Below are 26386 nucleotides of genomic sequence, written 5' to 3'. Positions count from 1 at the left end.
AGATGGAAAATAAGAAAGAAATGAGAAAGTGGTTAGATGATTTCAATTTAAATCACCCACTTGTGATAGCTGGACCATGTAGTGCAGAAACGGAAGATCAAGTATTGAAGATTGCGCATGAATTAAAAGATTCAAAAGTTAGTGTATTCAGAGCTGGAATCTGGAAACCAAGAACGCGTCCGGGAGGATTTGAAGGTGTTGGAGAAATTGGTTTAAAATGGTTGCAAAAAGCAAAAGCTGAAACTGGTTTGTTAATGGGAACTGAGGTTGCGACTGCAGCACACTGTAAACTAGCTTTAGAACATGATATAGACGTTTTATGGGTTGGTGCCCGTACAACTGCAAACCCATTCGCAGTTCAGGAAATTGCTGATACCTTAAAAGGAACTGATAAAATCGTTTTGGTTAAAAACCCTGTAAACCCGGATTTAGCTTTATGGTTAGGTGGTGTTGAGCGTTTACACATGGCTGGAATCGAGAAATTAGGAGTTATCCACAGAGGTTTTTCTACTTACGAAAAAACAAAATACAGAAATATCCCGGAATGGCAAATTGCTATCGAATTGCAAAATAAATTCCCTGATTTACCATTAATCATCGATCCGTCTCACATTACAGGAGATCGTAAAATGATTTTTGAAGTAACGCAAGAGGCTTTAGATTTGAACTACGATGGTATGATCATTGAAACGCACTACGATCCGGACAATGCCTGGTCTGATGCTGCTCAACAAGTTACTCCAGACGCTTTGAAACAAATCATTAAAGATTTGACGATCAGAAAAACGGATGATACTACAGATCAGTACACTCAAAAAATGACAAAACTAAGAGCTAACATCGACGTTCTTGATGCTAACTTATTAGAATTGTTAGGAAAACGTATGAAAGTAGCTGACGAAATTGGTCAGGTGAAAAAAGATGCAAACGTAGCGATTCTTCAAAACAACCGTTGGAACGAAATCTTAGGGAAAATGATTCTTGAAGGAGAGAAAAAAGGTCTTACTGAAGAGTTTGTTTTGAAGATGTTCAAAGCAATTCACCAGGAAAGTATTGGTCACCAGGAAAAAGTAATCAACGCTTAATTTCTTTTAAACCATATAAGTGATGTAAGTTAATTTTGAAATTATTTTAAAGTTCTCTTATAACATTATTTAAAAATAGATTGTTTTTTTAAGAATCTCCGGCACTTTGTAAAAGAAGTGCTGGAGATTTTTTTTTGTTTAACACAAAAAAATAAAAGGTTAAATATGATTTTCTATACAAACATAGCCCAAGGTTTCAACCTTGGGGACAAAGATTGTGAATATGCATTGCAACCCCAAATATTGCGACCCTTGATTGCGTCTTCAAGGTTGAAACCTTGGGCTATATTTTTCACAGCTTTTAATCTCAATCTTAGGCTAATATTTTCTTATATAACTTATATGGTTAAATATTTTTTTTAAATCCATTCCAACCTTTTTAGATTTTATATGCTCTATAGTTATATACAAACTTAACTATCGCGTTATGAAATCAAAAAGACGTTTATCCAAGCCAGATTTTTTTCAGGTAAATTTGAAAATACTACTTTTTTTCTTAGTGTTCTTTGGAACAAAAACTTTCGCACAAAGCCCTGAACTTACTGTAAAAGGTGAGGGTGCGGAAAAAGTGAGAATGAATAAACTAATCGTCAATGTAAAAGTGGTAGGAAATATCGCTTACACTACTGCCGAAATGCATTTTTTTAATTCGGGAACTCGCCAGATGGAAGGAGAGCTTATTTTTCCGTTACCTGAAAATGTTTCGGTTTCAAGATATGCCATTGATATAAATGGAAAAATGCGTGAGGCAGTTCCGGTAAATAAAAATAAAGGGAAACAGGTTTTTGAGGCCATAGAACATCGTCGCGTTGATCCGGGATTGTTAGAGAAAGTCGATGGAAATAATTTTAGAACCAGAATCTATCCTATAATGCCAAACGGAGAACGTACTGTAGTTATTGGTTACCAAGAAGAACTTTCGGCATTTGATAGAGATAATTTGTCTTATCAGTTGGTGAGCCGTTATCCTAAAAAACTCGATAATTTCGAAATGAATATTTCGGTTTTAGGAACTTCAACTTCGCCAACTGTCGCTGAAAACTCCGGTGATGCAATTGTTTTTTCAAAATGGAATCAATCTTTTCAGGCTTCTATAAAAAAAGAAAATTATCAGCCTTCTGAAAAGTTACTTTTTAAGATTCCGATTCAGGAAAATGCTCCAAGTGTTGTGATGCAGAATGTGGGTGGACAGCATTATTTTTATGGCAATACTTTTATCGAAGGAAATAAGATCGCTAAGAAAACACCAGTTTCTATTGGTTTGATCTGGGATAATTCCCTGAGCTGTAAAACAAGAGATCTCAAAAAAGAACTGGCTTTGCTGGATGCTTACTTTCAGAAAATAAAAAACACGAAAGTGACTTTGTACTTTTTGAATTATACTTTCGAAAAACAAAAAGAATACACCATCTCTAATGGAAATTGGTCTGAACTAAAAGCTGTTTTGGAACATACAAAATACGATGGAGGAACTCGCTTTTCGCAAATAAATTTCATAAACAATGACGAATATTTATTTTTTTCTGACGGATTATCTTCTTTGAGTGATAACGTTTTACCAAAAACAAAAAAGCCACTCTATGCGATCACGTCATCAGTTTCTGCTGATTTTGCCTTTTTGAATTACTCGGCAATGCAAACTGGTGGTAATGCTATTAATTTAAATCAGTTAAATCAAGAAAATGCTCTGGATAAATTGGTGAATACGAATCTGAAGTTTTTAGGTATTAAAGAAAATTATACAGTAACAGATTTGTTTTCAATACCGGGAACTTCGGCTTCAGGAAGTTTTAGTTTTTCGGGAATTTCTTTGAATCCAAAAAATGAAGTTACCTTATTATTTGGTTATAATAATGAAGCTGTTTTAGAGCGAAAAATTACTTTAGATGCAAGTCTTCAAAATACAAATGATGTAAATGTTGAAAAGCTTTGGGCGCAGAAAAAAATTGCAAATCTTGATTTTGAATATGCCAAAAATGCTGATGAGATTGAACTTCTGGGAAAGAAATACGGGATCATAACTAAGAATACTTCTCTGATTGTTCTGGAAGATATTCGCGATTATGTTGCTTATGATATTGTTCCTCCAGCAGAATTACGTGAAGAATTTGACAGAATTAAAAAGCAGGAAAATGATAGTCGTTTGGCACAGCAAAAGAATAATTGGGAGAGTATCGAGAGTTATTTTGAAGGATTAAATTCATGGTGGAAAAAGGATTTGAAATATGCTGCTCCAAAACCTTTGCCAGAACCCAAAGTTAAAAATCCCCGAAGATCAGTTAATAATACCATAAACAGAAGTTCAGGAAGAAATGCAAGTGTTATTTCAAGCAGAAGGGCAAATGTTGCGGTTGGTCAGGTTTCAGGAACGGTTTTAGATGAGGAAGGAATAGCCTTGCCGGGAGTGACCATCACCGTACAAGGAGAAAGACAAGGAGTTTATACTGATTTTGATGGTAAGTTTGTAATAAGAGCTGCCGAGAATAGTACACTTAACTTTAGTTATCTTGGTTTTGAGCGTTATCAGGTAAATGTGGGTGCAAATAATCAATTTACAGTTAGATTACGAGAATCTTCAGCACGTTTACAAGAAGTGGTTGTGACTTCATATGCTGCTCCTGTTAGAAAAAAAGATGTTTCATATGCGGTACAATCAATATCAGCTGAAGCGGTTTCTAAAAATGCTGATATATCGCAAGCGCTTGCCGGTAAAGTAGCAGGAGTTCAGGTAGTACCAACGCCACAGAATAATACGTCACTTGTTCAGGGAAATGAAACGCTTAAAGATGAAAAAGAAAATTCAGATACTGAAAATGTGGAATATGAAGATTCAGATGTAATTAAAAACGAACCTAAAACCTGGAATCCCGATAGATTATATCTTAAAGCTTTAGCAGCTGCACCAAAAGAAAGACAATATGAATTGTATTTTGAATTAAGAAACGGACAAGAAAGAAATCCAAGTTTTTATTTTGATGTAGCGCACTTTTTCTACAATCATGGCGATGTTAAAAAAGCATTGCAAATCATTAGTAATATTGCTGATTTAGGTTTAGAGAATCATCAGCTTTATAAAACGTTAACCTATACGTTGCGTCAATGGAAAGAGTTTGATGATGCATTATTTACTGCAAAACAAGTTGCAAATTGGAGAGCACATGAACCGCAAAGCCTAAGAGATTACGCATTGGCTCTGGAAGATTCAGGAAAATATCAGGAAGCTTTTGATGAATTGATCAAAGCTTTAGAAGTAAATTATTACGGAGAAATGAGCGGACAATATGAAGGTGTAGAAGATATTATTTTGATGGATATTAACCGTTTAATGATCGAGCATAAAAATTTAAAAACAGGAAAACTTGACAAAAAGTATTTAGCAAAAATGCCGGTTGATATTCGAATTATAATGAACTGGAACTTGATGGATGTCGATCTTGATTTGCATATTATTGAACCAAACGGAGAAGAATGTTATTACGGGCATAAAGACACAAAAGCCGGAGCCAGATTCTCAAAAGATTTTACACAAGGTTATGGTCCGGAACAATACTTAATTAGAAATGCCGTGAAAGGAAAATATCAAATTAAAACCAATTATTTTGGTGAAAGCGAATTAACAGAAAACGGTCCGGCAACAGTCATGGTAGAAATTTATACGACAAGAGCAGGAAAAACAACCAAAACTTTAAAAACAATTCAGTTAGGTAAAATCAAGGAAAATGAAATATTAGCCGAAATAGTTTGGTAAACAGGTTATTTTTTAATGTCTGTTCTTAATTTTAAAAGGCGAAGTTGCGTTGTTCAATTCTAAAAACGTAATTTTGCCTTTTAATATATTTTAGATTTTCAAGATAATTGAAAATCTAAAATAAACAATCTAAAATTTGAATGACAGGACTCGTATATAAATCTACAGGAAGTTGGTACACTGTAAAATCTGAAAAAGGCGATTTTATAGAATGCCGTATGAAAGGGAAGTTTAGGATGAAAGGTATCAAAAGTACCAATCCTATTGCTGTAGGTGATATTGTCGATTATGAACTCGAAGAAACCTCTGATACTGTAACGGGAACGATTTTTAATATTCACGAAAGAAAGAATTACATCGTTCGTAAATCGGTTAATTTATCGCATCAAATGCATATTATTGCGTCGAATATCGATCGCGTATTTTTATTGATCACGATTAATAATCCACCCACAACCTTCAATTTTATTGACCGTTTTTTGGTAACTGCCGAAGCCTATAATATCGAAACGATTTTAGTTTTTAATAAAATAGATACTTTTGATGAAGCCACTCTTGATGATCAATTGTACATGCAATATGTCTATCAGCAAATTGGTTACAAATGTCTTCGTGTTTCTTCTACAGAAATGAAAGGAATTGAAGAGTTAAAAGAAATGATGATTGGTAAAGTAAGCATGTTTTCAGGACATTCAGGTGTGGGGAAATCTACCTTAGTAAATGCCATGGAACCATCTTTGCATCTTAAAACCAAAACTATTTCTGAAGCGAGCAAACAAGGTCAGCATACTACTACATTTGCCGAAATGTATGATTTGTCTTTTAATGCAAAAATCATCGATACACCAGGGATCAAAGGTTTTGGGATTGTTGATATGGAAAAAGAAGAAATCAGTGGATATTTTCCTGAATTTTTTAAACTGAAAGATCAATGCAAGTTCAACAATTGTCTGCATAAAGAAGAACCGCATTGTGCTATTAAAGCCGCACTAGAAAGAGACGAGATCGCTTGGTCACGTTACAATAGTTACTTAAAAATACTGGAAGGCGACGATGAAAATTATCGTACAGATTCTTATGATGAAGATCGTAAAGCCAGTGATGAGATGAGAAAATAAAAAAATAAATTCCAATTTTTTAAATTCCAATTAGAAAAGAATAAGATGTCAATTGTAGAGATGCACAGCAGTGCATCTTTTTGTATCATAATTTCAAAAATCTGTTTAATTCGTGTAATCTGTGGCTAAATAAATTCACAATTTATAATTCACCATTAATATGAGAGTAGTTCTTCAAAGAGTTTCCCAGGCATCTGTAACTGTAGATGATCAAAAAGTAGCTGATATTCAAAAAGGTTTGTTGGTCTTAGTTGGAATTGAAGATCTGGATACTCAGGAAGATATCGAATGGCTGGTTGGCAAAATCATAAAAATGAGAATTTTTGGTGACGAAAATGACGTCATGAATTGCTCGGTTCAGGATATCGATGGTGATATCATTGTAGTAAGTCAGTTTACACTTCATGCTTCTACAAAAAAAGGAAATCGTCCTTCGTACATAAAAGCTTCAAAACCAGAGTTTGCTATCCCAATGTATGAGAATTTTGTAAAGGCTTTAGAAAAAGAATTCAAAAAGAAAATCCAAACAGGAATTTTTGGTGCAGATATGAAAGTTAATCTGCTCAATGACGGTCCTGTAACGATTTTAATAGACAGTAAAAACAGAGATTAATATATTATTAGAGAAGTGTTAAAGGTTTCTAAAAATAATATATATTTGGCGAAATTACTTACTAATGAAATTAACTTTTTCCGGGTTATTCTTTTTCTTACTTGTTAATCTTTGTTCTGCCCAAAAGACAGATTTTGTTTTTACACCAGTTTCTGATAGTCTTAAAGAAAATGCCAATGCAGTGGTTCGTCTGAACCAATTAGATATTAATATTGTTTCGCAGAGAGATATGAATATCAAGACTCAGCGAGTAATAACTGTCTTAAATGAAAAAGGTTTAGCTGAGATCGATGCATATCAGCACTATGACAAAAGAACCACTATTAAAAACATTGAAGCAACAGTTTATGATTCTTCAGGTAAGGAGATTAAGAAAATTAGGCGAAAAGATTTTACAGATCAAAGTTCTGCCGGCGGTAGTACACTTTTTTCGGATAATCGCTATTTGTATTTAAATTATACACCAATTTCATATCCGTTTACCGTAATTTTTAACTGCGAAATTCAAACTTCAACTACAGCCTTTATTCCCGTTTGGTATCCGTTGTCCGGTTATTTTTTAAGTGTTGAAAAAAGTGTCTTGAATGTCACATATCCTAATGCACTTGGTTTTAAGAAAAAAGAATCTCAGTTTTCTAATTTTAATATAAAGAAAGCTTCAGATACAGATACTAAGCTTTCTTATCTCGCAACTAATATTTTAGCTCAAAAACCGGAAGATTATAGTCCTGTTTTTAAAGATTTATATCCAAAAGTTGCCATGAGCTTAGAATATTTTAATTTAGAAGGTATTGATGGTAATGCAAAAGATTGGAAAGAATATGGCAAGTGGTTTTCGGATAAAATTTTAACAGGTACCACAAATTTACCAGAAGAAACAAAAACAAAGATAAAAGCTTTGGTAGGCAACGAAACAGATCCTGTGAAAAAAGCAAAAATTGTTTATCAATTTGTACAGGAAAAATCCAGATATGTAAGCATTCAGGTAGGAATTGGTGGTTGGAAACCAATGTTGGCAAGCGATGTAGACAGATTAGGTTATGGCGATTGCAAAGCATTGTCTAATTATACAAGAGCATTATTAGATGCAGTAGGAGTTCCGTCTTATTATACTGAATTATACGGTGATTCGAATTTGATGGATATCGATGAGGATTTCTTTTCCATACAAGGAAATCACGCTATCTTATGTGTGCCGGATAAAGATAAATATGTTTTTTTAGAATGTACAAGCCAGGATGATCCTTTTGGATATCAGGCAAACTTCACGGATAACAGAAAAGTTATTGTTATTAAGCCTGATGGAGGAGAAATTATAAGAACAAAAATCTATAATCCATTAGAAAATTCGCAATCAAGTAAAGGAAGTTATATAATAGATGATAAAGGACATTTTTCTGGTCAGGTAAATATTATGTCTGAAGGTTCTCAGTATGGTACAAGAGAGCGTGTGCAGAAATTACAGCCAACAGAAAAAGAATCGCATTATAAAGAGTACTGGAATAATATCAATAATTTGAAACTCGGTAAAATTACTTTTACCAATAACAAAGAAAATATTCAATTTACTGAAGATGTACAAATAAGCGCTATTGATTATGGAAAACTCACAGGAAATAAAATAATTTTTACTGTTGATGCTTTTAATCAAAGTTCGGGGAATGTTAAAAGAATTAGAAATAGAAAAAATCCATTCCAGATCCAACGTGGCTATTTAGATACAGATGAAATCGAGATTAATTTACCAACAAGTTTTGCAATCGAATTTCTTCCTTCAAACTTCGAATTGAAAGGAAAATTTGGTGAATACAAAACTGAAATAATCAAAAAAGAAAATAATAAACTGACTTATAAACGCTCTATATTTATAAATAAAGGCAATTATTCAAATAAAGAATTTGATGAATATCGTCTTTTTATGGAGCAAGTATCAAAAAACGATAACGCCAAAATTATACTAACCAAGAACTAACCAAAATGAAAATTATTAAATTTTTTAGTCTGTTAATTGTGTTACTATTTACTCCAAAAGTAATAGGACAGGAATTTAAACTGGGAAAAGTCTCAATTGCTGAATTAGAGCAGAAAAAGCATCCTAAAGATTCATCGGCAGCTGCCGCCATTTTGTATAAAAAAGGAAAAACCAGAATAGAATTTGATGTGAATTCTGGCTTTGTAAGTGTTACAGAAGTAGAGACAAGGATTAAGATCTATAAAAAAGAAGGTTATAAATGGGCGAACCAAAGTGTTTGGTATCATAATGAGTCTGATTTTAAAGAAAAAGTAGCTTTTAGTGATGCGGTTACTTATAATTTAGTAGATGGTAAGATTGAGAAGATAAAGTTAAAAAGCGATGGAGTTTTTGATGAGGCAGTCGATAAGTTCAGAGGGCAAAAAAAGATCACAATGCCTAATGTCAAAGAAGGCTCTGTTATTGAATTTAGTTATATAATAAGAAGTCCAAGTGCCCGAGTAATAAAAGAGTGGGGTTTTCAGACCAGTATTCCGGTAAATTACTCAGAGTTTGTGACTTATATACCGGAATATTATGTATTTAATGCGAGGCAGAAAGGATATGTTTTCCCTAAGATCACCAGGGTAAAAAATACCAGAACAATAGTTTTTACAAGTAAAGAACGAGGTGGGATAAATAATCCCCTAACATCATTTACTTCGGATAAATTAAATTATACCGAAACACAGACAACGTATGTAGCTGTAGATTTTCCGGCAATGAAAGACGAAGCCTATGTTAATAATATTGATAATTATTCTTCAAGTATTCAACATGAATTGTCGATGACGAAATTCCCGCAGGCAGAGATGAAAATGTATTCGGTTGATTGGAATGCAGTTGTGAAAACAATTTACGAATACCAGGATTTTGGTCCTGAATTGAACAAGTCCGGATATTTTGAAGAGGATTTAAGAAAGAAATTAGAAGGAAAAAATACAATTGATGAAAAAATACTGGTCGTACTGGATCATGTAAAAACGAATGTAAAGTGGAATGATTATTTTGGATACAACTGTGATAATGGTGTTAAAAAAGCATACAAAGAGAAGACAGGAAATATTGCGGATATCAATTTGATGTTAACTGCTATGCTGCGTTATGCAGGTTTAACTGCAAATCCGGTTTTGGTAAGTACCCGTTCCAACGGAATTTCAATTTTTCCAAATAGAACTGCTTTTAATTATGTTATTGCTGCAGTTGAAACTCCAAATGGTAAGATTTTGTTAGATGCATCTGATAAATTTTCGACTCCAAATGTTTTGCCTTTGAGAACTTTAAATTGGTCTGGTCGATTGATTAGAAAAGACGGAAGTTCTGAAGAAGTAGATTTGATGCCTCAAAAAACTTCAAATGATATTGTTTTCATGAGTTATAGTATTGATGCAGAAGGTAAGGTGACAGGAAAAACCAGAAGGCAATGTACAGATTATAATGCCATGATTACAAGAGAGAATATTAATGGGCTTAAAGAAGAAGAATATTTAGAAAAGCTGGAGAATAGAAATAACAAAATCGAAATAAGCGAATATTCAAGAACAAACGAAAAAGAATTATTGTTGCCTACTATGGAAACATATTCATTTACCGGAAATAATTTATGCGAAGTAATAGGAGGGAAAATATATGTAAGTCCTATGTTATTTTTTACAAATGAACAAAATCCTTTCAAGCAGGATGTCAGAGAATATCCAGTTGATTTTGGATTTCCTTTTATGGATAAATATAGTATAACACTTCAAATTCCTGAGGGTTTTACTGCTGAGGTATTGCCTGCTCCATCAATTATTAATATGGAGGATAATTTAGGAAGTTTTAAGTTTATTATTGCCGCAACCGAAAACATGTTGCAGATTAATATCCAACATCAAATTAATGAAGCTATTGTATCTACAGAACAATACGAAATGCTTAAAGAGTATTATAAAGGAATGATTGCAAAAGAAACTGAAAAAATTGTTTTAAAAAGAATATAGCAGTATTAAAGATTAGGGCTAATTTTGTAAAAAAAATATAACTATGGACTTGAAAAATGCACAACTTGATGTAGATACCTGGATAAAAGAACACGGGGTTCGCTATTTTAATGAGCTTACTAATATGGCACAACTTACAGAAGAAGTAGGTGAGGTTGCCAGAATTATTGCTCGCAGATATGGCGAACAGTCAGAAAAAGAAAGTGATAAGAACAAAGATTTAGGCGAGGAACTGGCTGATGTAGTTTTTGTAGTTTTATGTCTTGCCAACCAAACCGGAATTGATTTACAAGCCGCCTTTGATAAAAAAATGGATTTGAAATCAATTAGAGATAAGGACCGTCATAAAAACAACGATAAATTAAAATAATTGTGAAATATCACTCATAAGTTTTGAATTATGAGTTTTGAATTTTGAATTATGAGTGGGGAGTGGTAAATTGCGTGGCGAATTACGTTTCTAATCATTCATAATTCATAATTTACAATTTATAATTTAAAAAATGAATTTACTACTTCAAACAACTCAACATAATTTACAAGGCCAGATTGCAGTAACAGGATCAAAAAGCGAAACGAATCGTTTATTGTTGCTAAAAGCATTGTTTCCAAATATTACACTTTCTAATACTTCAAACTCTGATGACAGCGAAGTAATGCAAAAAGCCCTGATTGGTAATGACGAAATTGTCGATATTCATCATGCAGGAACAGCAATGCGTTTTTTAACTGCTTATTTTGCTGTAAATGAAGGTCGTGAAGTAGTTATGACAGGTTCAAGCAGAATGCAGGAACGTCCGATTAAAATTTTAGTGGAAGCTTTGGGACAATTGGGAGTTGAAATCTCTTATGAAAAAGAAGAAGGTTATCCGCCAATCAGAATTAAAGGAAAAAAAGTAACGTCTTCAAAAGTTACTTTGGCAGCAAATGTAAGCAGCCAGTATATTTCGGCACTTTTACTTGTAGCTTCAAAATTAGAAAATGGTTTAGAGCTTACTTTAGAAGGAGAAATTACTTCGATTCCGTATATCAAAATGACATTGGCCTTGCTAAAAGATTTAGATATTCAGACTAGTTTTGATGGAAATGTAATCAAAGTATATCCAAAAGCTGAAGTGGTATCAAAAGAAATGGTAGTAGAATCTGACTGGAGTTCAGCATCATACTTTTTTAGTTTGGTAGCTTTGGCCGATACAGCTTCAATAACATTGAGCAGTTACAAAGAAAATAGTTTACAAGGAGATTCAGAATTGGTATCGCTTTATGAAAAATTAGGAGTTCAGACTACTTTTCAGGATAATAAAATGACGTTGGTAAAACAAGAGAATTTTAAATTTGAACCAATAAATTTTGAACTAAATAATACGCCGGACATTGCACAAACAATTGTAGTAACTTGTTTAGGTTTAGGAATTGGTTGTCACTTAACAGGTCTTCATACGTTGAAAATTAAAGAAACTGACAGACTTGAAGCGCTTAGAATTGAATTAACTAAACTTGGAGCTAATATCTCGGTTACAAATGATAGTTTGACTTTGACAGCTTCCGACAATATCAATCATAATGTAAAAATTGCAACTTACAACGATCACCGTATGGCAATGGCATTTGCACCTTTAGCATTAAAAGTGCCAATCATTATCGAAAATGCTGAAGTAGTTTCAAAATCATATCCCGATTTCTGGAATGATCTGAAAGCTTTAGATTTTCAAATTTCACAATTGTAAATAAAAATAATCGCCAAGAATTCACGAATTATTTTTTAATTAATTCGTGAATTCTTGGCGGAAAAATACATAGAAGCCGTCTCAAAACATATAATTTGAGACGGTTTTTTATTTGATGATGTTTTGATTTTTATTGGGTTAATTTTGAGTGGAGGCAAAAATTGCCCTTATGCTGCAATTTTCTTCCTTAAGTTGTGACCTAAAGCCATTAATCCGAACTCTAATTCAACTTTTTGAATTCCTTTTAAAGAAAATCGTCTAAATCCGTTATTATGCTTGAGTTGGGCAAACACAGGCTCTACATCGGCAGAGCGTTGCTTTCTTCTTTGTATTCCTATTTCACTTAGCAGTAATTCCCTTGTCCTTTGTTTATGCCTTTCAAGGTTATGGTTTCGCTCTATACTTCTGTTTCCCTGAGCTTTAAAACATTGACCTCGAAGTGAACAGCCTTCACAGTTTTTGGCCTGATAATGAGATAAGGTTTGGGTGTATCCTGCAGCTGTTGTTTTCTGGTTTTGATGTGTTTTATGCATTTTTTGTCCCATTGGGCATACATAATAATCTTCTTGCTCGTTGTAATGGAGATTTTCTTTGCTAAAAGCCTTGTGTTTCTTTTGGTAGTTTTGATCTTGTTCTTTTTCAAAAGTATTATATTTCACAAAAGCTTTGAGCTTCTTTTGCTCCAGATAATCATAGTTTTCTTCACTTCCATAACCTGCGTCAGTAGTTATCTCTTTTATCTTTTTAAATATTTTCTTGCCGAAGGTTTGTTCCAAATTTTCTAAATGAGGTTTGAGGGTTTTGGTATCGGTCGGATTTTGGTGGATGGTATAATGAACGATGATCTGATTTTGTGTAGATATCTGGGTATTATAAGCTGGCTTGAGCTGCCCGTTTAGCATATGATCTTCTTTCATGCGCATAAAAGTAGCCTGGGTGTCGGTTTTGCTGTAACTGTTTCTTTCCCCTAGAATAGCTTCTTGCTTTTCATACTTTTCAAGATTAGCAGTAAAATTATTTTTTATATAGCGTAATTTTGCTTTTGCTTTAGAACTTGCCTTTTCATTACCGGAGAGTTTTGCATCTATTTTAGCTACAGTTTTCTGAATTATCTCTTTACTGATTTCTTTGAATTCTGTTGGTTCCGGGTTTGGATCCTCTTCATTATTGATGCTTTGGGCATATTTCCATAATTCTTCCAACTGAGTCAGCATTTTAGCTTTGTTGGTTTTAATGCTGTTGCCCCACACAAAAGTGTACCTACCAGCCTGAGCTTCTATTTTTGTGCCATCTGTATAAATTTGTTTTAGGTTTACCAGCCCTTCTGATGCAAGCATTAAAACTACCTGCTTGAAGATTTCTTTAAAACTCTCTTTGAGTTTGTCACTTCTAAATCTATTAATTGTATTGTGATCAACAATAGTCATAGAAGTAAGCCACATAAAATTAATATTCTCGCGAAGTGCAAGTTCTATCTTTCGCGAAGAGTAAATATTAGTCATATAAGCATACAACATCACTTTGAGTAACATCTTTGGATGATAACCAGGATTGCCCTCTTTACTGTAGGCTTGTAAAAGAGGCTGGATATTTATTGACTCGACAATCTGATCAACTACTCGAACCGGATGTTTCTGTGGAATTAAATCATCAAACGAATAAGGCAAAAGTACCGTTTGTTGTTGGTTATAATGTTTGAATCTCATATATAATCAGTTACTTAACACTGATTAAATTTACAAAATTGTTAATGAAAATACAAACTAAAAAAAAGTAGCTGACTCAGTTTTGAGACAGCTACTTTTTACGTTTTGATTTTCGGCTTTAGCCAAATAAAAACACTTACAATTTTTGGCAGAATCCAAATTAAATGAACTTATATCACTTATATGGTGAAAAACCATTTTTTTATGTTGTCGAAACGCCACTAAATCAACGACTTTTGAAAATAAACATCAAAACACTTGACAACGCCTATCTCACAGTCGTATATTTGCAGACGATTAAAAATCAGGTATCCAAATAATCCTGATCTAAATCTATAACTCATAACTTTCTCAAATGAAATTATCACATTTTCAATTTAATTTACCGAAAGAACTTTTAGCGGAATTCCCAGCAGAAAACAGAGACGAATCTCGTTTAATGGTAATCGATCGTCAAAAACAAACTATAGAGCACAAAATGTTCAAAGATGTTATCAACTATTTTGATGACGGAGATGTTTTGATTCTTAACAATACAAAAGTTTTCCCTGCACGTTTGTACGGAAACAAAGAAAAAACAGGAGCAAGAATTGAAGTTTTCTTATTAAGAGAATTAAATTCAGAGCAACGTCTTTGGGACGTTTTAGTTGATCCGGCTCGTAAAATCCGTATCGGAAATAAACTTTATTTTGGTGATGACGATTCATTAGTTGCTGAGGTAATCGACAACACGACTTCTCGTGGTAGAACATTACGTTTTTTATATGATGGTTCTTACGAAGAATTCAGAAACAAATTAACAGAACTTGGAGAAACTCCAATTCCTAAATACATCAGTAGAGAAGTAACGGCTGAAGATGCTGAAAGATACCAAACTATTTATGCAAAAGAAGAAGGAGCTGTAGCTGCACCAACTGCAGGTTTACACTTCTCAAAACACCTTTTGAAAAAATTAGAAATCAAAGGAATCAATTTTGCTGAAGTAACACTTCACGTTGGTTTAGGAACTTTTAACCCGGTTGAGGTTGAAGATTTGTCTAAACACAAAATGGATTCTGAAGAATTGATCATCAAACAAGAAGCTTGTGATATTGTAAATGCAGCTAAAATTGCTAAAAAACGTATCTGTGCTGTTGGAACAACTTCGATGCGTGCTATTGAAAGTTCAGTTTCATCTCAAAATACTTTAAATCCTTTTGAAGGATGGACAAATAAATTTATTTTCCCTCCTCACGATTTTAGTATTGCAAACTGTATGATTACAAATTTCCACACACCAAAATCAACATTATTAATGATGATTTCTGCATTCTGTGGACATGATTTAATGAAAAGAGCATACGAAGAAGCAATCAAAGAAGAATATAAATTCTATTCTTACGGAGATGCGATGTTAATCATCTAATTCGTTAAGCGAAATAAAATAAGAAAACCTGTCAGTGATGACAGGTTTTTTGTTTTTAAAATGTTTCAGGTTTCAGGTTTCAAGTTATCTTGAACGTTAAACTTGAAACCTGAAACTTGAAACAAAAGAAACATTTCCTATTTTTACGATTCAAAACAAAAAAAATGACTTTTCAAAATACACGCGAATTCGCACGAGAGCTTGATTCGCAAGACACATTAAATCAGTATCAGGATCAATTTATATTTCCTAAAGTAAATGACAAACGCGTAATTTATTTTACAGGAAACTCTTTAGGATTACAGCCCAAACGTACCAAAGCTTATATTGATGAGGTTATGAACGATTGGGCAGATCTTGCTGTTGAAGGACATTTTTATGCTCAAAAACCCTGGTGGGACTATCAGGAAAGATTTGCAGAACCTTTAAGTAAAATTGTGGGCGCTTTACCATCAGAAGTTACGGTTATGAATACTTTGACCGTGAATCTTCATTTATTGATGGTTTCTTTTTATCAGCCAAAAGGCAAACGTTATAAAATTATTTGCGAGGAAAAAGCATTTCCTTCAGATCAATATATGTTTCAGAGTCAGGTACATTTTCATGGATACAAAACAGAAGATGCAATTGTAGAAATTAAACGTCGTGAAGGCGAACACAATATTCGTCTGGAAGATGTTCTGGCAAAAATTGAAGAAGTTGGCGATGAACTGGCTTTAGTATTGATTGGCGGAGTTAATTATTATACCGGACAAGTTTTCGATATTAAAACCATTACAGAAGCCGGACAAAAAGCCGGAGCAAAAGTAGGATGGGATTTGGCACACGCCGCCGGAAACATCAAATTGGAGCTTCATAACTGGAATGTAGATTTCGCTGCCTGGTGCAGTTATAAATACATGAATTCAGGGCCAGGGAATGCTTCCGGTTGTTTCGTACACGAAAAACATCACAATAATCCTGATCTACCAAGATTTGCAGGTTGGTGGGGACATAATAAAGAACGCCGTTTTAAGATGGAACCAAATTTTGATCCGGTTCATGGAGCTGATGGCTGGCAGATTAGTAATTTGCCGGTGCTTTCTTTAGCGCCTTATCTGGCATCTGTAGAAATGTTTGCTGAGGTTGGAATGGATACTTTAATCAAAAAAAGAGATCACATTACATCTTATCTTGAATTCATTTTACATGAAATTGATAAAGAAGTAAAAGGAAATTTCGAAATCATCACACCGTCAAATCCTTCTGAACGAGCTTCGCAATTATCTGTTTTTTTACACGGAGAAGGCAGAAGTTTATTTGATTATTTAATGAAAAACGGAGTAATCACAGATTGGCGTGAACCCAATGTTATTCGTCTGGCACCAGTTCCGTTATATTGTTCTTATGAAGATATGTACGACTTTGGGCAAATCCTGAAAAAAGGAATTTTAGGAAAGTAAGATTTAATTAATCTCGCAAAGATGGGAAGTAGCCAGGTTTCTAATTAAAGACAGTACGTTCTGTTTGTCATTTCGAGGAACGAGAAATCACACACGAAACTCCGTATCTAGAATCGTCAATCTTTGTCGATCAGCGAGTGTGATTTCTCCTTTTGTTCGAAATGACACAAAATGAGAGAAAAAATGCATTTTTGCGAATCATTTTTTAGATAACAGCCTTAAAAATTATCTGCTTAAATCTGTAAAATCTACGTGAAAAAATTACTCAGCAATTAAAGAAATCCGTTCTCAATCCGCATCTTGCTTTAGCAATCCGTTTCATCCGCGTCTAATTTTAGAAAGAATCTTCAAATTCTGTAACCATTAGTCTAAATCATGTAACGCCATCAATATATATCTTCTTTAATTTGTAGAGTATAAATTTTTAAAACTACAATCATGAAAAGCTTATGTATTTTATTAGTTGCTTTATCTGTCATTTCTTGTCAAAATCAAGGAAAAGAGGATATTAATAAAGCAAAACAAGCTAGCATTGATTCGATGAAAGTTGAAATTAATAGACAAAAAGTTATTGATTCAATGAAGACAGAAATGGCTAAGATTCAGGAAGAAAAAAGGGTTGAGTCTCAAAAAGTTGTTGTTGTACATCAACAAGCAGCCGCGACAGGAACTACAACTACAACCACTACTAAAAAGAAAGGATGGAGTGCTACTGCTAAAGGTGCCGTAATTGGTGCTGGAGTTGGTGCTGCAACCGGAGCAATTGTAAGTAAGAAAAAAGGGGAAGGAGCTATTATTGGTGGTTTGGCAGGTGCTGCTTTAGGAACTGGAACGGGTGCTGTTATTGATGGCAAAAAGAAAAAAGAATAGATCAATTTCTTATATAAATAAAAACCCCGATTTAATTTAAATCGGGGTTTTGTGTTTTAAGCTAATTCAAGAGTTGGAATTTTAATTTTCGATAATTCCAATCTATAAAAATCAAAATCGTTTTTAATCTTATTTAAATCATTTTTAAAATATAAAGCGGGAGATAATAAGTTTTGATAATATTCAATTCCTTCAAGAATATTGGCTTTAAAAGTATTCCATTTTTTAAGCTGAGAATTAGTGATTTCTCCTGAAATATTTTCGATTTCATTCCTGAAATAATCGACATACATCTTTAATTCTTTTACAAATAAATTAGGTCTGTCATTAGTTCTTATTACGGACTTGTTTCCGTAAATATGACTAACCATATCAGACAACGAAACTTCTTGGTCAAAATAAGCCATATTTGGCCCAGGACAGATTATTACGCCTTGTGCCTGACCTTTTATTTTAATATCATTCTCTAAATATGATGCATTGGCAAGACCAACACATAAACAAGATTTCTCGGTAATAGAGAATTTTGCTTTTTCGAAAGCCTTAGACGACATTGTTTCCTTTATATTTTCTAATTCTTCGAGTTTATGATCCTGAAATTTTTTCGAAGCAGTACAAATTCCGTGTGGATCGTATTCCTTACTAAGAGCTAAAAATTTCTTTGGGCAAGAACTTCCTGCCTTATTTTGATCTATCCTTTTTTGTCGTAAAATTTCATTTGTAGTTCCTCTCAAAGTATTAAACGGAACTCCTAATGGCGAAATATGACTTAAATACAAATCTTCTTCTTTGGCATCCATTAATAATTCACGGGTGGCTTTATCTACAGAAGTTGCTTCCGGAACCAATAAAAATGGAGATCCCCAACCTACAGAATCGACTTTGTACTCATCTAATAAAAATTCATGTTCTTCAGCAGTTCCTACGCCGCCCTGAACTGTAATTTTGAGAGGTAAAGGATTTTCTGGTGCGTAGATTTGTTTTTGCTGTAATACTTTTGTCATCAGCTCATGTGCAGATTGAATAAGCTGATCCTTTTTTTGTTTAAATTCTTCTAATATAGGACCTAGTAAAAGACCATCCGTAGCAAAAGCGTGTCCGCCGCAATTTAATCCCGATTCAATACGATATTCAGAAACCCATAATCCTTTTTTAGCTAAAAAATTTCCCTGAATCATGGCTGATCTAAAGTCACTAACTTTTAGAATAATTTTCTTTTTAAGCTCATTGTTTAGATTTGGAAAAAAATCTGAAAAATTCTCGAAATAACTGAATAATCTTGGATTCATTCCTGCAGAAAGTACAACAGATGATTCAAGATTACTATTTGCAAAACCTCTTAAGGCAGCATGAGCATCATTGAATTCAATTGGTAGTTGTTCGTTTTTTTCGAAATTGTCTTTGTCCAGTTTTGTCATGATATTTACATCAATTAAACCAGGAGAAAGATGTGATTCGATGTAATTTTGAATGTTTTCTTTAAAAGAAATTCCATCGTCTAATAAACTCTGAAATCCTTTTTTAATATCCGAAGTATTTGGTAACATCGCAATATAATTTTCAACGGCAGTTTTGCTTTCTATTAATTCAGCTTTAAAACTGTCGAATTTTTCTTTTACAATTTTATCGACCAAGTTAAGATAAGATGTAATTCTTTGTGCTCTGTAATCGTGAAATTTCTGACTTATTTCTTCGTAAGGAAGATTGAATTTAGTGCTATAAAAATTACGCATTTTTTCAATCAAATCATCATCGGCTATAGAAACGACAGATGAGATTCCATATTGCGCTACTCGAATTGGGCTGTCGATCGTATACGCGAGACCCATTACAGGAATATGGAAAGTATGTAAAGGTGGCTTTGTCATTTGTTTTTAAATTAAAATAAAAGCAAATGTTGGGAAAAATATCCTCAAAAAAGATGATAATTGTCAGGTTTTAAAATAGTTGAAAATGATATGAAAGGAAAAAGGGTTACCACGAATTTCACGAATCTACACGAATTTTATTCGGATTGAGTAAAAAATAATTTGTGCTAATTCGTGAAATTTGTGGCTAAAAAAAATCGAAACCAAAAAGACTAAATCAAAATCTTCTTGAAAGACTCCGCTATACTTCTCCATAAAAAGTTGTAGAATGATTTTTCCTGAATTCGTTCCAATTCAACATCGGCCTTTTTGGTTTTATCATCAGAATCATTTTTTAGCAATAAATTAACCACGGCAGATTTTAATTTTGCTTCTTTTTCAGGATGTTTCTTTTTGTATAATTTTACTTTTAGATCTTCATAATCCAAAGTAGCATTTCCTTTTGCGGTATTATCATTTCCATAAAAATTAAAATGATATTTATTGAATTTTCCTGTAAACGTAGTATTGATATACGGTTTCGTAAAACGTTCCATTGCAGCCACATTAAAATTAGCAATGGTTCCCTGAATATGAAAACTATCTTTTAGATCCAGAACATTAAAACTCCAATCAACATCAAGAGGAGATGTTTTCATGAAAAGGCAATTCACTTTTATTTTTACATCAGCCATTTTTTTTAAGCCAAAACCACTTTTTATGTTGGTGATATGCATATTAAAACGATCAAAATTTAAAACACCCGGACCTTTCGAGAAATCAATTTCTTCTTCATAAACCAGTTTTGATTTTAGGATTTGTATCGTATCTATTTCAAGCGGAAATTTAATTTTTCTTAGTAAATGATTGTACAAATATTTTTTGCTTAAATCATCTTTCGGCATTTTGTTGCGGTAAATGTTCGCATCAGCGTGATTCACAATAAGTGAATTTGCTTTAAAGAAAAAGCGATCATCTTTAAAACCCCAATCCATTTTTTCGATGTGGGCTGAATCTAATTTAATAGTATAAATGTCTTTTTCTTTATCTAATCGCTTCACAAATTCTTTACGGCTGAATTCAGGTAAATAGGAGAAATTCTTAACCTTCAGAAAATTGTTCTCCGTACTTATTTGTCCAATATTCATATGATAAAATGCGCTTGGTTTGTAGTATAAACTATCACATACCAAAACATATTTTTCGAAACGCATCGGGATTTTTTCTTTCAGAGTAGCATCCGTAAGTAAAATGCCTTCCAGTTTCAGAATAATTTTTTTTACACTAAGAATAGGTTTGTTATTATCTAGAGAAACCACATCGACTGTTCCGTCATTCAAATAAATATTGGAGACGGCAACAATTTTTCGGAATGGTTCAATGATTTCGTTTTTTATGCTTTTGCTGTTATTCAAAAGCTTTTCACCTTTTTTATATAAAATCACACGAGGTTTATTGATAATAATACTTTCGGCCTGAATAAGATCGTGAAAAGCCAAATCCCAAATATTAAAATGTTTTATTGTGATGGATTCAATTTTAGAAAACAACCCGTTTTTACTGTCTTTAGGCTCGTTTTTAGGACTTACTAATAATGTTGTCGCATTTATATTTCGTGATAGAAGCGAAACTTCGATTTTTTCGTAATGAATGTTATAAGCCGTGTTGTTCTTCTCGTTTATAATAATGGGTAATTGTTTTTTTATCCAATAATTGAGGCCAATATTGACTAAAATCACAAAAAGAAAGACTGAAATTACACCGATTGCTATTTTTTTATAGATTGACATTTATCATATTGGTTTTAAATACATAAATTTAGATTTTTAAAAACGATATTCTTTACACGATTATATCTTTAAGTTACATCATTACCCAATCATTTATCATTATACTTTTTTGAATATGAGAAAAATTAAAAAAATTCTGCTGGTTTTATTAGTCTTGATTGTTGTTCTTGGAATTGGTTTGTGCGCTTATATTTTTCATTTGAAACCCAAATATGAAGGAGAAGTGCAATTGAAAAATCTTGAAAAGGAAACTACAGTTTATTTTGATGATTTTGGAGTTCCTCATATCTACGCCAATTCTGAAAAAGATGCAATGACAGCCTTGGGTTATGTGCATGCGCAGGAAAGATTATGGCAAATGGAATTGCTTCGCAGAATTGCTCCGGGAAGATTATCGGAAATCTTTGGTTCTGTTGCGCTTAAAAATGATAAATTTTTCTCCGGAATTGGTATTGAAGAAGCTTCGGCGAAAGCCATTGCCAAATTAGACAAAAATAGTCAGAGTTATAAAATGACAATGGCGTATTTAGACGGAATTAATCAATATCTGGAAGAAGGAACTACGCCAATTGAGTTTACGCTTGTTGGAGTTAAGAAAGAAAAATTTACCATAAAAGACGTTTATAATATTTTTGGATATATGTCTTTTAGTTTCGCGATGGCTCAAAAAACAGATCCTTTATTAACCGATATCCGCAATAGATATGGCGCGGAATATTTGAAAGATTTAGGAATTGAAGGCGAATTTAATACCACACAAATTAAAAGTTCAAAAGAGAATATTGAAGAATATACTACGATTGCAAAATCTGTAGCTGCTTTGTTGGATAATTCACCAATTCCGCCTTTTGTGGGAAGTAATAGTTGGGTTGCCGGACCCAAGAAAACCAAAAACGGAAAAGTGATTTTTGCCAATGATCCGCATATTGGTTTTTCGCAACCTGCGACTTGGTACGAAGCACATTTAATTACCCCTGATTTTGAATTATATGGCTGTTATCTGGCAGGAACTCCGTACCCGTTATTGGCGCACAATCGTGATTATGCTTATGGATTAACGATGTTCGAAAATGATGATATCGATTTTTATCAGGAAAAAAATAAAGTTGGAGATGCAAGCCAATATCAAACGCCAACAGGTTTTGCTACTTATGAAACCAGAAAGAAAACAATAAAGGTAAAAGATACTTCGGATGTGGTTCTGACGATTAAATCAAGCCGACACGGACCAATTATGAATGATTTATTGGATCGTTTAGATCGAAAAAATCCAATTGCAATGTCGTGGATTTATACGCAACAACCCATTCAGATTTTAGATGCGGTTTACGGACTTTCGCATGCAAAAAGCAAAGACGATTTTAGGAAAGCAGTTCAATTGGTTGCTGCGCCGGGATTGAATGTAATGTATGGCGATGCAAAAGGCAATGTGGCTTGGTGGGCGACAGGAACGCTTTATAAACATGATAAAGACGTGAATTCATTTTTTATTCTGGATGGTGCCAGTGGAAAAGATGATATTAAAGAATATCTGGATTTTTCTAAAAACCCATCAGCCGAAAACCCAAAATGGGGTTATGTATATTCAGCCAATAATCAGCCGGAAGCGATTGACGGTTATTTGTATCCGGGATATTATTTGCCGGAAGATCGCGCCAAAAGAATTTCAGGTTTAATGGATGCAAAATCTGATTGGGACAAAGAAGCAATCAGCAAAATGATTTTTGATAATACATCGCCAATTGCTCCGGGCGTGGTTCAGAGTTTAATTTCGAATGTAAATACTGCTTCGCTTTCAGCAAAAGAAAAAGAAGTAATTACGGTTTTGAAATCCTGGAAAGGAACTAATAATCTCGAAGATGTTGCGCCTACGATTTATAATAAATGGGTTTATTTATATCTCAAAAACACTTTTGAAGATGAAATGGGTGAGGATAATTTTAATTTATTTCTGGGATTATCTTTAGGAAAACAAATTATTGCCAGACAAATTGAAAATGAAAATTCGGTTTGGTGGGATAATATTAAAACCAAAAATGTAAAAGAAACCAGAAGCGAAATTGTTTCAAAATCATTTCACGAATCCGTAAAAGCGCTTCAGGAACAATTAGGCGAAAAAGTTGCTGATTGGAACTGGGGAAAAGTTCATACAGTAGAACATGAACATCCGTTAGGGAAAATTGCTGCATTGCGCAAACTTTTTGATGTTGGCCCATTCGCAGCGCCGGGATCAAATGAAGTGATAAACAATCAATTCTTCGGACTTACAAAAGAAGGCAAGTATTATGTAAAAGGCGGACCGTCAACCAGACGAATTGTAGATTTCTCTGATATCGAAAACAGCTGGAGTATTTTGCCAACCGGACAATCCGGAAACCCTTTCAGTAAACATTACGACGATCAGGCGGAAATGTACAATGCAGGTAAATTCAGAAAAATGAAATTGAATAAAGAAGAGATTATAAAAACATCAACGAAACTAGTTTTGAAACCGAAGAAGGAATAGTTTCTTTTTGTTTAAGGTTTAAAGTTTCAGGTTTGGTTTACCGCAAAAATCAAAAGAGTTTCACTTGTGTTGATCTTTGTCAAAGTTTTTAAACTAAGACTGTAAGGAACTTTAATTTTAAAGGTATAGCAAATAATCACAAAAACATTTCACACAAAATAACCATAATAATTGTCATTTCGAGCTAAGGGAGAAATCACACGCGGGGAGAACGCATTGTTGCCGAGCCACTTTATGTGATTTCTCCCTTAGGTCGAAATGACAAAAAAGGCGTATGTCAACTTTGCGTTTTTGCTTTCGACAAAGTTCCTTACACCCTTGGTCTTAAACTTTGACAAAGATTTCGGCATTAAAGAAACCTTTGCCTCTTTGCGCCTTAAAAAAAACTTAGCAGCTCAGAACCTCAGAACCTTTTATTTATATTTTCCCCGAACAACATCATTGGCAAATATTTCCAGATTATAACCCAGAGCATCATTAGTAATCATAACATTTGCAGCTCTATAAGCAGTATCTTGTTTGTATGTTTTAAGTAACGTTTCTAGTTCTATTTCATTATAAAATGCAAACATATTATAAACGGCATCTCTGAAATTTTTATAATTAATGCTTTCAGATATTTCCACAGTTTTTTGGTCGTTCCATTTTTCTTTAAGGGCGGCTTCGTTTATTGTTTCTAAGCAAAAATCAATAACGTAATTTTTGTAATGTGCTGCTTCAACAATTTTGTCAATTATAATTTTGTTTTGTTGAGTAGGCATTGGAACTGTTTGAGTTGCTGTTTGAGAAATACAAAAGCCCGGTATAAACAGACATAGTAGTAACGCTAAAAGAGTTTGCTTCTTTAAATTTTTCATAGGTTAAATAAATAATGTTTACAGCCTGAAAGGTTGTAAATCAGGTTGATTTGGGATTTTAATATTCTTATTTTGGGCAGGGCTAAAATAGTTTTTTTATACTAAATATGAAATTGGAAAAAACATTTTTCAAATAAAAAACTCTGATCATTTTGGTTTTAAACCAGAACGATCAGAGTTGGTAAGATAAAGATTACCGCTATTGAATAGCTTGCTTTTTTAGCTGTTATTTTTTTAAAAGTTCCTCTAATGCTTTTTTGCCGGCATCATTTTTAGGATCAAGTTCTATTGATTTTTTATAATTGGCAATGGCTAATTTTTTATTTCCATCAGTCAAATAAGCTTCGCCTAAGCTATCATAAGCATTTCCTGATTTAGGATATGTTGCTGCATTTATTTTGAAGACTTCAATAGCTTCTTTTGTTTTTCCGGTTTGTAGTAACTGATAACCCGCCTGATTCATGTCATTTTCTTTAATAACATATATAGGATCATTTTTTAGTTTGTTATAAGTATTTAAACCGCTTGTAATTCCTTGCTCTGAAAACGCATCAAGTAATTCGAGTGCCAAAGATATTTTTGGCGCTGTAAAAGGCTGATTGTACAAAATAGCACGAATAGATTCCGTTATTTCATTTAAAACAGTTCCTCCGGTATTATTCAATAAAACAATTAAATTTTTATCAGCAGGAATACGATAAATAATAGTATTAAAACCATTAATTCCACCACCGTGTTGTGTAACTTTTACTTTGCCTGCAGAACCGTTGTCCGCTTCTTCAATAAACCATCCATAACCATAAGAACTTTTTCCGGCTTTGATATAAGAATTAAATAAAGATTCCATTGATTTTGACGAAAGCAATTTATTAGTATAAAGCGCCTGATCCCATAAATATAAATCTTCTACGGTTGAATATAGAGAACCCGCAGCATACGGAATACTCATGTCGAGATAAGGGGAATTGATGATTTTTTTACCTCTTTTCTCATAACCTGAAGCTCTGTTTTTTAATATTACATCACTGTGATCATAACCGGAATTAACCATTTTTAACGGAGTAAGAATTGTTGCCTGTAAATATTGCTCGTATGATTTTCCGGAAATTTTCTCGATAATATATCCCAATAAAAAATATCCTGAATTGCTGTAATTAAATTTCTCGCCAGGCGTAAATTCCAGAGGTAAACTTGAGAATGTTTTTACAAATTCTTCGGGAGTATAAGGGTTTCGGCTTTTGTCTTTAAAGAAATTAGGAAGCGAAGTATAATTTGGAATTCCAGAGGTATGTGTAAGTAAATGATGAATGGTTATTTTGTCACCAGTCGCTTTTGGATAATCCGGTAAATAAGTGGTAATAGGAACGTCTAATTTTATTTTTCCCTCTTCGGCTAATTTTACAATCAGGAAAGCAGTAAATTGTTTACTGATGGATCCTAATCTAAATTTAGTATCAGCTTGATTTGGGATATTCCACTCCATATTGGCAGAACCGAAACCCTTTTTTAGAATCACTTTTCCGTTTTCGGCAACCAATGCAGATCCATTAAATTGACCGTATTGATTGTATTTGTTTAAAAGGTCTTCAATTTGCTTGGTTTTGTCCTGTGCAAACAGAGTAAAGCTGAACAATATTGCCAAAAGGCATATTGCAAGTAGTTTGATTGGTTTTTTCATAATG

General features: G+C 33.3%; 17 protein-coding genes. 12 read left to right on the top strand and 5 right to left on the bottom strand.

Going from position 1 to position 26386, the window contains the following annotated elements; translation table 11 throughout:
* The first annotated feature begins 2 nt into the window (after positions 1-2).
* The 8 genes from QLQ94_RS02770 (at position 3) to QLQ94_RS02735 (ending at position 12281) form a co-directional block, all read left to right on the top strand.
* The gene (locus QLQ94_RS02770) at positions 3-1085 is read left to right on the top strand and encodes a bifunctional 3-deoxy-7-phosphoheptulonate synthase/chorismate mutase type II (RefSeq protein ID WP_271337285.1); all 1083 of its coding nucleotides are present in this window, start codon (positions 3-5) and stop codon (positions 1083-1085) included.
* 427 nt (positions 1086-1512) lie between these two features.
* The gene (locus tag QLQ94_RS02765; RefSeq protein WP_482499148.1) at positions 1513-4833 is read left to right on the top strand and encodes a VIT domain-containing protein; all 3321 of its coding nucleotides are present in this window, start codon (positions 1513-1515) and stop codon (positions 4831-4833) included.
* Between the two features lie 140 nt (positions 4834-4973).
* Positions 4974-5951 (top strand): ribosome small subunit-dependent GTPase A, encoded by a 978-nt coding sequence (gene rsgA / locus QLQ94_RS02760; protein WP_482499146.1) that lies wholly within the window; start codon positions 4974-4976, stop codon positions 5949-5951.
* A 160-nt stretch (positions 5952-6111) separates the two neighbouring features.
* Positions 6112-6564, top strand: coding sequence for a D-aminoacyl-tRNA deacylase (dtd, locus tag QLQ94_RS02755; protein ID WP_271337288.1), 453 nt, complete (start codon positions 6112-6114; stop codon positions 6562-6564).
* Between the two features lie 64 nt (positions 6565-6628).
* Entirely contained in the window at positions 6629-8536 is a 1908-nt protein-coding gene (locus QLQ94_RS02750) for a DUF3857 domain-containing protein (protein WP_482499144.1), read from the top strand.
* A gap of 5 nt (positions 8537-8541) precedes the next feature.
* The gene (locus QLQ94_RS02745) at positions 8542-10554 is read left to right on the top strand and encodes a DUF3857 domain-containing protein (RefSeq protein WP_482499143.1); all 2013 of its coding nucleotides are present in this window, start codon (positions 8542-8544) and stop codon (positions 10552-10554) included.
* 43 nt (positions 10555-10597) lie between these two features.
* Positions 10598-10924, top strand: coding sequence for a nucleotide pyrophosphohydrolase (locus QLQ94_RS02740; RefSeq protein ID WP_041518431.1), 327 nt, complete (start codon positions 10598-10600; stop codon positions 10922-10924).
* A gap of 133 nt (positions 10925-11057) precedes the next feature.
* The gene (locus tag QLQ94_RS02735) at positions 11058-12281 is read left to right on the top strand and encodes a 3-phosphoshikimate 1-carboxyvinyltransferase (RefSeq protein ID WP_271337291.1); all 1224 of its coding nucleotides are present in this window, start codon (positions 11058-11060) and stop codon (positions 12279-12281) included.
* 167 nt (positions 12282-12448) lie between these two features.
* Here the strand turns inward: QLQ94_RS02735 and QLQ94_RS02730 are convergent, their stop codons facing one another.
* Complete coding sequence (locus tag QLQ94_RS02730; RefSeq protein WP_482499141.1) at positions 12449-13987, bottom strand: IS1182 family transposase; 1539 nt, start codon at positions 13985-13987, stop codon at positions 12449-12451.
* Positions 13988-14342: 355 nt separating this feature from the next.
* On the opposite strand from QLQ94_RS02730, the gene queA reads away from it, so the two are divergent.
* The 3 genes from queA (at position 14343) to QLQ94_RS02715 (ending at position 17704) form a co-directional block, all read left to right on the top strand.
* Complete coding sequence (gene queA, locus QLQ94_RS02725) at positions 14343-15392, top strand: tRNA preQ1(34) S-adenosylmethionine ribosyltransferase-isomerase QueA (RefSeq protein ID WP_213300092.1); 1050 nt, start codon at positions 14343-14345, stop codon at positions 15390-15392.
* Positions 15393-15556: 164 nt separating this feature from the next.
* Positions 15557-16834: a kynureninase gene (kynU, locus tag QLQ94_RS02720; RefSeq protein WP_271338268.1), complete on the top strand. Its 1278-nt coding sequence runs from the start codon at positions 15557-15559 to the stop codon at positions 16832-16834.
* A 438-nt stretch (positions 16835-17272) separates the two neighbouring features.
* Entirely contained in the window at positions 17273-17704 is a 432-nt protein-coding gene (locus tag QLQ94_RS02715; protein WP_271338267.1) for a YMGG-like glycine zipper-containing protein, read from the top strand.
* Between the two features lie 56 nt (positions 17705-17760).
* Here the strand turns inward: QLQ94_RS02715 and QLQ94_RS02710 are convergent, their stop codons facing one another.
* Complete coding sequence (locus QLQ94_RS02710; RefSeq protein WP_427402626.1) at positions 17761-19572, bottom strand: hypothetical protein; 1812 nt, start codon at positions 19570-19572, stop codon at positions 17761-17763.
* Between the two features lie 212 nt (positions 19573-19784).
* Entirely contained in the window at positions 19785-21341 is a 1557-nt protein-coding gene (locus QLQ94_RS02705; protein WP_427402625.1) for a hypothetical protein, read from the bottom strand.
* 115 nt (positions 21342-21456) lie between these two features.
* Here QLQ94_RS02705 and QLQ94_RS02700 point away from each other — a divergent pair, with 115 nt between their 5' ends.
* A complete protein-coding gene (locus tag QLQ94_RS02700) occupies positions 21457-23847 on the top strand; it encodes a penicillin acylase family protein (RefSeq protein ID WP_427402624.1) in 2391 nt (796 codons plus the stop codon).
* A gap of 413 nt (positions 23848-24260) precedes the next feature.
* Here QLQ94_RS02700 and QLQ94_RS02695 read toward each other — a convergent pair whose 3' ends face one another.
* Both QLQ94_RS02695 and QLQ94_RS02690 read right to left on the bottom strand, forming a co-directional pair.
* Positions 24261-24704, bottom strand: a complete 444-nt coding sequence (locus QLQ94_RS02695; protein ID WP_427402623.1) for a hypothetical protein — start codon at positions 24702-24704, stop codon at positions 24261-24263.
* Positions 24705-24930: 226 nt separating this feature from the next.
* Positions 24931-26382, bottom strand: coding sequence for a serine hydrolase (locus tag QLQ94_RS02690; RefSeq protein ID WP_482499139.1), 1452 nt, complete (start codon positions 26380-26382; stop codon positions 24931-24933).
* Between the last annotated feature and the right edge of the window lie 4 nt (positions 26383-26386).

It is taken from the genome of Flavobacterium sp. B114r, assembly GCF_056824125.1.
Note: the sequence above shows the minus strand (reverse complement) of the source record. Positions and strands in the feature narration are given on the sequence as shown.